Annotated in this window: 12 protein-coding genes and 1 pseudogene; 1 reads left to right on the top strand and 12 read right to left on the bottom strand. The window is 43.3% G+C overall.

Going from position 1 to position 8893, the window contains the following annotated elements; all coding sequences use genetic code 11:
• Nucleotides 1-88 precede the first annotated feature (88 nt).
• From H5300_RS24075 to H5300_RS24065, 3 genes are all read right to left on the bottom strand, one after another.
• Nucleotides 89-484 carry a VOC family protein gene (locus H5300_RS24075; RefSeq protein ID WP_182797090.1) on the bottom strand — a complete coding sequence of 132 codons (396 nt, stop codon included), beginning with the start codon at nt 482-484 and terminating at the stop codon, nt 89-91.
• A 173-nt stretch (nt 485-657) separates the two neighbouring features.
• Nucleotides 658-1977: an LssY C-terminal domain-containing protein gene (locus tag H5300_RS24070; RefSeq protein WP_182797089.1), complete on the bottom strand. Its 1320-nt coding sequence runs from the start codon at nt 1975-1977 to the stop codon at nt 658-660.
• A 14-nt stretch (nt 1978-1991) separates the two neighbouring features.
• On the bottom strand, nt 1992-2720 hold the full coding sequence (locus H5300_RS24065; RefSeq protein ID WP_017080453.1) for a glycosyltransferase: 729 nt from the start codon (nt 2718-2720) through the stop codon (nt 1992-1994).
• A gap of 369 nt (nt 2721-3089) precedes the next feature.
• Here H5300_RS24065 and rplY point away from each other — a divergent pair, with 369 nt between their 5' ends.
• A complete protein-coding gene (gene rplY / locus H5300_RS24060; RefSeq protein WP_017083319.1) occupies nt 3090-3368 on the top strand; it encodes a 50S ribosomal protein L25 in 279 nt (92 codons plus the stop codon).
• A gap of 168 nt (nt 3369-3536) precedes the next feature.
• On the opposite strand, the gene H5300_RS24055 is transcribed toward rplY, so the two are convergent.
• The 9 genes and pseudogenes from H5300_RS24055 to H5300_RS24015 all read right to left on the bottom strand — a co-directional run bounded on the left by H5300_RS24055 (nt 3537) and on the right by H5300_RS24015 (nt 8779).
• Nucleotides 3537-3929: an NUDIX hydrolase gene (locus H5300_RS24055; protein WP_182797088.1), complete on the bottom strand. Its 393-nt coding sequence runs from the start codon at nt 3927-3929 to the stop codon at nt 3537-3539.
• A gap of 30 nt (nt 3930-3959) precedes the next feature.
• The gene (locus H5300_RS24050) at nt 3960-4469 is read right to left on the bottom strand and encodes an RDD family protein (protein WP_065608038.1); all 510 of its coding nucleotides are present in this window, start codon (nt 4467-4469) and stop codon (nt 3960-3962) included.
• Between the two features lie 146 nt (nt 4470-4615).
• On the bottom strand, nt 4616-5377 hold the full coding sequence (locus H5300_RS24045) for a nucleotidyltransferase domain-containing protein (RefSeq protein ID WP_182797087.1): 762 nt from the start codon (nt 5375-5377) through the stop codon (nt 4616-4618).
• Nucleotides 5361-6125: a carbon-nitrogen hydrolase family protein gene (locus tag H5300_RS24040; RefSeq protein WP_182797086.1), complete on the bottom strand. Its 765-nt coding sequence runs from the start codon at nt 6123-6125 to the stop codon at nt 5361-5363. The genes H5300_RS24045 and H5300_RS24040 overlap by 17 nt, the downstream gene beginning before the upstream one ends.
• Nucleotides 6126-6230: 105 nt before the next feature.
• A pseudogene (locus H5300_RS24035) lies at nt 6231-6485 on the bottom strand (DNA alkylation repair protein); the annotation flags it as partial.
• Entirely contained in the window at nt 6479-7012 is a 534-nt protein-coding gene (locus tag H5300_RS24030) for a GNAT family N-acetyltransferase (protein ID WP_102562549.1), read from the bottom strand. The gene H5300_RS24030 and the pseudogene H5300_RS24035, both read right to left, overlap by 7 nt.
• Nucleotides 7002-7550 (bottom strand): GNAT family N-acetyltransferase, encoded by a 549-nt coding sequence (locus H5300_RS24025; protein WP_102562550.1) that lies wholly within the window; start codon nt 7548-7550, stop codon nt 7002-7004. Before H5300_RS24025 ends, H5300_RS24030 begins: the two co-directional genes overlap by 11 nt.
• Before the next feature lie 38 nt (nt 7551-7588).
• A complete protein-coding gene (locus H5300_RS24020; RefSeq protein WP_017105714.1) occupies nt 7589-8107 on the bottom strand; it encodes a GNAT family N-acetyltransferase in 519 nt (172 codons plus the stop codon).
• Between the two features lie 39 nt (nt 8108-8146).
• Nucleotides 8147-8779: an HAD-IA family hydrolase gene (locus tag H5300_RS24015; protein WP_182797085.1), complete on the bottom strand. Its 633-nt coding sequence runs from the start codon at nt 8777-8779 to the stop codon at nt 8147-8149.
• Nucleotides 8780-8893 lie beyond the last annotated feature (114 nt).

Genomic DNA, 8893 nt, shown 5'->3' with positions numbered 1-8893 from the left:
TCCTCTACGACTACATGGTCAAGTGCATGAAAGAGCTAGCGAAAGCTGAGCCTGATATCGATGCGCTCCTACCTTGGAGCTTCAAACATTAACAACATCGCCCCGTGGGTTCATGGGGCGCATACATCATATTGCCTTCCGTGTCACTCACTACACTGATAAAACCATGCTCACCAATGTCCATTTTGGGTACTTGTAGCGCGCCACCATTGGCCGCTGCCAAACTGGCTTCTGTGGCACAATCCTCACAAGAGAAGTAAACCATGGTGCTGTTGCCTCCCGCTTTTACACCGGACATCTTACATAAAGCTCCTGTGGCGCCATATTTCCCCATATCGCAAGGAAATACCCACATCTCAACTTCGATTCCGGTTTCATTGTCTAACTTGTCCAGCGTCACTTTAAATACTGATTCATAAAAAGTTTTTGCTCTCGACATGTCATCAACATATATTTCAAACCAACCAATCGGATTCATTTGCATAACGTTATCCTCAGCTTTCGCTGCTTGTTCGCCCTTAATCAGCATAGTCAAAGTTGAAAAATTTATAGCCGAGGAATTACATGAGAGGGGTTATGTTTGTATAGGTACAGTCCAGTAGAAATTGCAAAGCCTTGTTTGACGGAGGGTTCAAACAAGGCTCGAGCTGGTCGCTCTTATATATCACTCTGTATATCGTTCACAGCAACATCCAAAGCTTGTGAATCATCACGGTAGGTTGCTACTCCGATCATCAAGATCCTGCCATCAGTATAATAGTCATGATCGTCATCGATCACTTCCACCGTAGCCAATGGGTACTTGTCTATATCAATATCTGGTAATGACGTTCGTATCTGATTAGCGAGCCTATCTCGTTCTTCATCAACATTAGGGTCGATGTTATGAAGTATGGTAACAATACCCGAGTAAGGGGTGACTTTAAGGCCATCATCATAACTAATTGCGCCTAACCACTGAGGCTGGTTAGTTATAATATCAACACCAGCACGCCACCAGCGAGTATGGCTACGCTTCATCAAGTTACCCGGTAATTGAAACGCCATATCTTGCGGCTTGTCTCGCCAATATAAATCGGACACTGGCGGCGTTTTGTCTCTAAGCAATGCGAGATAACCAGCCCATTCAATCTCATTTCGAGAGAACGTTTGATTCTCTATCCAGCCTAATTGCTTCATTAAATCTCTTGGGGTTGCTCCAACATAAATTACGTTGATCGCTTGTGCCGAGTAAAACGAAGATTTGCCAGGGAACGCTTTATAGGTAACCGAATTCCAGTCAACCTTGTCAATTTGAACCGACTCTGGTTGATTCTGAAAATCGTCCGCTTTCCAGAAAAAGTGAGCGTAGTTCGCAAACAATACCCACGCCAACAACAGCGCACTCGACTTAAGTACCAAGCGTCGCCACTTCATTCGATAACCAATAATGGTGAAAACCGATACCGCGAACACACCGACGATCAAGCTATTATGCTCAGAGATAAATATCTTAAGACTATTAAGCCACGGGAAGTTTTCAACGCCGTGCGCCAGTAACATGCCCCAAGCAATGAACTGTCCACCACCAAGAGCCAAGCCGATAAACGCCAACACACTAAAATTACGCCACGGTACACGATGCGAGCCAGCTATAAATGGCACAACCCAAGCGATAGGCCCTAATAAGCGAGCAAAAAGAATGATGTATGTGCCTTTACGAGCAACCAGATAGCGGCAGCGCGCGATCAATCTTTTGGTTTTAGGACGAAACTTAATGAGCCTTCGTTGCGCCTTAGCACCGTATTTATAACCAATGAAATAACTGAGTTGGTCACCAAGCAAACCGCCTAGCATCACCAAAACCAACGCCATCCATGCACCTGAATACAGTTGAAAGCCCGCTGCGATAAAGAAGGGCTCTCCCGGTACAAATAGGTTTGGGCCAATGAGAGCATCACCCAATGCCCCCAGAAACAGCCCTAGTCCATCAAACATAACAACCTCAATACTTACTGTTCTTTGTAGTGACCAAACTTGTAGTTCATCTCGTTGTTACGCATTTCGCCTTTGAAGAAGCGTCTTACATTGGCTTTAAGATAAGTTGAGCCTGTCTTCACAACGCCATCTTGGTCTAAACGACGTGGGTCAAAACCAAAGGTCATATTCAGGAATCTAAATCGCCATGTTTTGCTCGCACGTTTTACGTAGTCACAGTCTTCACACAGGACGATCTCTTCATCGAAACCGCCGATCTCATCATGCGCGCGTTTAGTCGAGAAAATACATGCGCCAATCGCCGTCGGAAAAAAGAACTGGGTAGTAAACAAGCCTGCGTTAAATAGCCCGTAACCAAACTTGTGTATAAGCGGCAGACCTTTCGAGCTCATATACACACCCGCCACTTCAAGCTTCTTCTCTTCTAGTTCATAAAGCGCTTTCGCAAGGAAGTTTCGAGGCAAGCTCACATCGGCATCTAGGAAAAGGATTCGGTTGTATTGCGCCAATGAAGCACCCGTGTTACGACCAAGGCTCACACCACGGTTTTCCATATGATGAACCGTTAATTTTGGCAACGCGTTTTCATAGGCTTGCACCACTTCTCTGGTGTTATCTTCACTGTTCGAGTCGACAACAATCACTTCAAACTCTTGGTGGGTTTGCACGCTCAACTCTTCCATTAAGCGGCTAATGCGTTTCTCTTCGTTTAGCGTAATTACGACAATGCTTACCGGTTCCATATTTTCACCTATTCATTCTGCTGTTTAATTAACACTAAGATTAACCAACCAAGCCTTAACCAAGTCTTAGGCAAACATTCATTTTCCGTTCATTAACTTGATGATTTAGCAGCGCTATAAATAGATAAGATAGGCAATATAAAAGACGATAAAATGGGGTAAGTAAGCGCTAGTGAACGTTTTATCTCCAAACGAATCATTTATCGAAGGAAATTCACTTTGAGATGGGCTTCTGACTTGCTCAGATTTGAATGTGATGTTAGTATCCGCGCTCGCTTAAGCATGAACTAGTTTATGCCTAAGCTTTACCACATACTCAAGGTCGCATTGAGGTGTGAAGTTAATTTTTACTAATTTGAGAGTAAAACTATGAAATTTGAAGCAGTAGTACGTACTGAACTAGGTAAAGGTGCGAGCCGCCGCCTACGTCACGCTGGTAAATTCCCAGCTGTAATCTACGGTGGCGAAGCAGCAGCTGTAGCTATCGAACTTGTTCACGCTGAAGTGATCAACCAAATGGATAAGCCTGAATTCTACGAAACAATCACTCTAGTGATTGACGGCGCAGAAGTTAAGGTTAAGCCGCAAGACGTTCAACGTCACGCGTTCAAGCCTAAAGTTGAGCACATGGACTTCATCCGTATCTAATTCCCTACCAAGGAATAAGATTGGATTAATCCAAGCCTTCTGCATAGAAAAGATAATCGATCTTACCAGTCGAGAAATCTAGAAATTCGAAACCCCGATGCTACCAACATCGGGGTTTCACCGTTTTTGAGCCCTCAAAAACGTCGTAAATATGTGTTCGAATCCAAACTAAAGATATCTACCCACGCGCTCTACTTCTTTCAAAGCAATACCATCGGCTGCTATACCAACAGGAGCTGAACCTAGTGAATACCACTTAACATCATCAGCCTCTTGAGTGGTGATATCTCCTTCCCAGTCACTCACGATAAAATAATGAATCAACTGAAGTTCCTTCGTAGGATGGTAAAGCGAACACAAGTATTGGTAATCAATCGGAACAACATTAAGCTCTTCATCGATCTCACGAAAGAGTGTCTGAACCTGGTTTTCACCGTGTTCAATATGGCCGCCAGGTATAGTGATTAAGCCGGGATCGGTCTCCTTAGACTCACTACGCTTTTCTAGCAATACTTGTGATTCGTTCAGCAAGATAAAAGAGACACACTCGTGGACATCCATCGGGGGTTCCTTAGGCCATAGTTTATATATTTAGACTTTCTTTACGACAACAGAGCCCGCAATGAAGTCGTGAATCGCTCTGCGTTTGTGATTAAACAACATAGAGATGAACTCTAAGAGAACCCAACCAATCATTGCGTAACCAACAAAAATAAAGGCTCGGCCTTGCTCTAAGCTTTCCCAGGTTTGGCCGTAGAACGACAGTTGTGCATAAGCATAGAGACTACAAGGTATAAGCATGATTGGGACAATATCTCTCATACAAGACTGTTTGAGGGTTAGGTTTCTGCTTTCAGATACATCGACCACTTTTACTCTCGTGACCATCTTACCAATCGTTTGTCCATATTTGGCATGCATACCAACGTAGTAAGTAATCCCTATTAGTGAATTCACAATTCCCCAAGCAAAAACACCAACTGAACTAATCACTCCAGAAAGCACGTAATCATCTATCCATTCCAATGGCAAAAATACGATTGAATCTATCCAGATAGCAAAGAAGCGTCTCCAAAAATTTGAATACTTATTGGCGTACATTCTTGTTCCTCACGCACTTATCGATAACGAAAGAGAGAAACTACAACACATCAGTTTTTTAAACATTAAACTGACCATAACTTATAAAACAAATGCGAAGTGGTATGCATATACCACCATTCCTCCAAATTGACTAGCCGATTCACCTACTCTCGAATCAGCTTTTTGCTCAGCCTTTCATACAATTCAAAAGCTTCCGTTTTAGATATCAAATTTCCGAGAGCGTATTGATGAGCTAGCTCAATATCGTCGCTTTGATTGGAGTAATAGCGCTTGGCGACTGCAGCGCACTGGCTCAGATTGGTGTACCAACTGCCGTCTTGCTCGGCCACAAAGTAATACGTCGCTCGCACTAACTTTTTGCCAATTACCTTAACGACATCCGCATCAGTCATTGTTTTGAAACTCGAGGGCATTTGCTTAAGAAAAGTCGATAAATCGCCATTAAGAGCTTGGGCTATTTCATTACTGGGCTTATATCGTGGAAAATTTATAGATAGATCATTCCCCCAAATACAACAGCAACAATGCTTGAGCCAAAACTGCCAATGGAATTTTTCTTGTGGTTGCAGCACTTCAGAAAGAAAGCCAGGGTCGATATCAAGCTTACTGACTTGGGGATATGCTTTGGGAATGGTGTCGGAAAGGAGCTGAAATACTCGCTTCTCTTTTGGGTTAATCGGTGTATTGAGTATGATAGAAACATCCAAATCCGAGCGACCAACAACCGCCGTGCCTCTCGACACACTTCCGTATAAGTAGATACCATCAATTTGATTCGGAAGGCCACTTAACAACGAATCAATAACAGCATTCACGGCATCTTGGAATTCGGGAGCGATATTCTTATGAGAGTATGGGGTTTCGATGAACCCGTCTTTGTCGATACCTCTAGATTGATTTAGCATGCCACTTTCCAGTTAGATTAAGATCCGTTTCACAGCCCGAGATAGTACATAGAACAATGCCACTCTCTTTGGAGTTTGCACTGATCACGAGCTCTCCTTGCGAATTCCAAATCGAACTCTTACCACACGTTTCCCAGCCTCCCGTCACAGAGGTATGGTTGCTCAGTAATACTGGTATACCGTGTTCCGACGCAATTCCCGATAAGATTTTAGAATCCGGGTCAAAGCCATTCTCAGAGATTAAAGCGCTCGCTAAATAGATATCAGCACCCAGATGTTTGGCTCGTCGGGAGTGATCCGCCTCTATGAAGTCAGCACATACTGCTAGCGCGATTTTATGACCGTTGACATTAAATACATAGTCAACATCGCCAGTGGAGCAGTATTCACCTTCACCATCATGCAGGTGCTGTTTAGAGTAGAACTCAACCCGACCATCAGGAAAGCAAACAACAGCACCTATGGTGGGATGGGATAAGTCTGGAACTCGCAGGGGACAACCAGCCACAACAATCATCTCACTTTGAACCGAAGCACGAGATAATTCTTCAAAATTTGATGGTTCAAGAGACAACGCAAACTCTTGGGCCAAATCAAGCTCATAGCCAATCAGTGATAGCTCGGGGAAAACAACCACATCCGCATTGTAATTTGAAGATTGCTCTATCATTTTTAGATGTTGCTTTAGGTTTTCTCTCCAGTTGCCTCTTATGACAGGAATTTGGGCCAAACTGATAGTGACACTCATTTCAAACTTCTCCAAAAAACAAAAACTGCTACAGAAACCTCTACATAGTTAAATGCGGTTTACGTTAGGGTGTTGTGGTTATAATTTGGCTTCAAACGCCGCTAGTCAAAGCGACATCAACTCTCGCTTAATCTCATTATCAAACTTTTCAATCGCGTAGCGAAAAGCCACTCTTGGTATTGAGGCATACTTAGCATTCAGATAACCAATAACCTGTTGAGGTTCTCTTTGACTGAGTACTTTTAGCATCCAACCATAACCTTTCTGCACTAAGTCATGGTTATCTTCGAGCAATAGATCCGCCACTCGAAACGGATACAATACAAAGTATCTATTCAGATTTTTAGAATAAATTAAAACAAGCACGTTTTGGCGAAAACCAGCGTGTTATCTAACTCTCCAGAAGGTAAACGCCGAGCATTAGCTAAACATGCTTCTTGCTGGTAGCCACATCGCTTCGCCACTGCCTGACTTTTCAAATTCGTTGCGGCCATTTTTATTTCAACCCGCTTTGCCCCTTTATTGAAGAAGGCAAACTCTTCGACAAGTTGGATCGCCTCGCTCACATAACCAAATCCAGTTTTCGAAGTTTGTAGCCAATAACCGATTTCAAAACAAGGTACAGAATCGTCGCGGATAATAAAACCAATGGCTCCGATGAACGCCTCAGTGTTCTTTTCAATAATATTGAACCAAAACTCCCCCATAAAATTAGAGAAATTACTGGCGGCCTCTTGAGTATTAAATTCAAGTTGTTGCCGAGTTATGGCTTCAGAAACCCAAGGCAAGAATTCGGACAGCTCAGCCATACATTCTTGAACAACGTTAAACATTTCATCAGTGTGGATTAATGAAGGAGGCGTTAATTTTAGTCGTTCACTCTCCATTACTTACACCTTCCCACTCTGAGCGAAGCATCGCTAATACAACGGTATCCCACCACTTATTTTTGAAGAATCGGTGCTCTTTAAAGCAAGCTTCTTGTCTCATTCCAAGTGACTTGCACAATCTTATCGCCGCTAGGTTCTCACCAATGGTTTCCGCATAAATTCGATGAACCCCTAACTCTGAAAACCCAAAACCAGCCAGCGCTTTGGCCGCTTCTGTGGGTAGCCCTTTCCCCTGAATTTCTCTCGCAAAAGCGCAGCCCATTGAAGCTTGCTGGTTATCTTCAAGGCGCAAACACACGGTTCCGATAAACTTCCCTGACTCTTTGCTTTCAACAGCTAATTGATAGGACTGGCGAGGAGCTTCCTTAGCCTGTTCAACAAACAATTGGGTGAGTTGATGGTATTTACTAGGCTCACAATCACTCTCATCATAGAAGCGCTGATATTTCGCATCCTGTGACATAGCGACAAACGCGCTTTGATCCTCAAACGTCATGTCTCTTAGAACCAACCTAGCAGTCTCTATTTTGAACATCAAAATTCCTTTTTATCTGTCACCTAAACTGTATTGCGTTACTGACAGTCAAGCCAATAACGAGCTACTGGGCCAGGAAAGACTTTACCAAAAACTATTTTTTCAAACTTACCACCATTTGTCTCAATGACTTTTCGTGAAGCTATATTGTCTTCGTCCGCGGTAATCAAAGCTTGTTTAATACCCAGAGAGCTCGCTTTTGGAATAGCGAATTTGAGCATTGCCTTGCCGTAGCCAGAACCTCTCTTTGAGGGAGCAATATCGTAGCCAATGTGCCCCGCTTCCAGTGAAAGAAACTCATTATCGATGCGATGACGAACACGAATGGCGCCGAGTATCTCTCCTTCATCATTTACCAACCAATAATGATTACATGGCACATAACCATCGGGTAAGTTAACGCCTCTAGCCTCATCATCTAAGCATTCAATATAACGAGAAAAATCAAGAACACCGTCTTTGTAATAATCAGAGTTATCGATGTCGTGCTCCAAGAAGTCTTGGTAATACACCTTAAAAGCGGACTCAAATTCTTTTGAGGGCGATACTAGTTTCATTGTTATCTATTCCTCTTACGATAAAATTAAAGGATCTTTCTAATAAGCACGATGAATCTGATAGGTTCCAATCGGACTGCAGGTAAGTTTGAGCTCATCAAACCCATTTACGATCAAATCTGCTGATTTTAATTCTTCTCTGGTATGGCTGGTTAATAGAGCGATCGTGAAACATCCTGCCTGCTTGGCCGATAGTACGCCAGATGGTGAATCTTCAACTGCAGCGCAATCTTCGGGTTTTGCGCCCAAAGCTTCTGCGGCTTTAAGGAAAGGATCCGGTGCTGGCTTACCTCGTACCACATCTTCGGCACAAATCATGACCTTTGGCAACGTAAAACCGGAGGCTTTCAAGCTTGTTGTTGCGACCGCTCTAGGTCCACTCGTTGCGATTGACCAGCAATCCGGGCCTAATTTTGATAAAAAATCATGGGAATTTGGTATAGCCTTGGCGCGCTTCATCTCTTGGGTCGCAATAGTTTTGACTTTATTGACCTCAGTGACATTGGAGAATTCCATGCCAATACAGCTCAGTGTCTCTTCGATTTTTCGCCCGTGGATATACTCACTCATGGTTTCAAAACGAACACCAACAGTCTTGCACCATTTTTTCCAAATATTGTCGATAACCACTTGGGTATCAACCAGTGTTGCATCGACATCAAAACTTAACAACCACCTACTAAAGTAGGTGGGTTAGTATTACGGACTGAAAGTCCGGATACGGGTCAAAGACCCGTTGTTAGTCGCTTTCAGTTCGGAAGTTATCTTCAACCTTTGGCTCAAAAT

The organism is Vibrio sp. SG41-7, from assembly GCF_014164465.1.
In the GTDB taxonomy this organism is placed as follows: domain Bacteria; phylum Pseudomonadota; class Gammaproteobacteria; order Enterobacterales; family Vibrionaceae; genus Vibrio; species Vibrio splendidus.
This window is presented reverse-complemented; position numbering and strand designations above follow the sequence as displayed.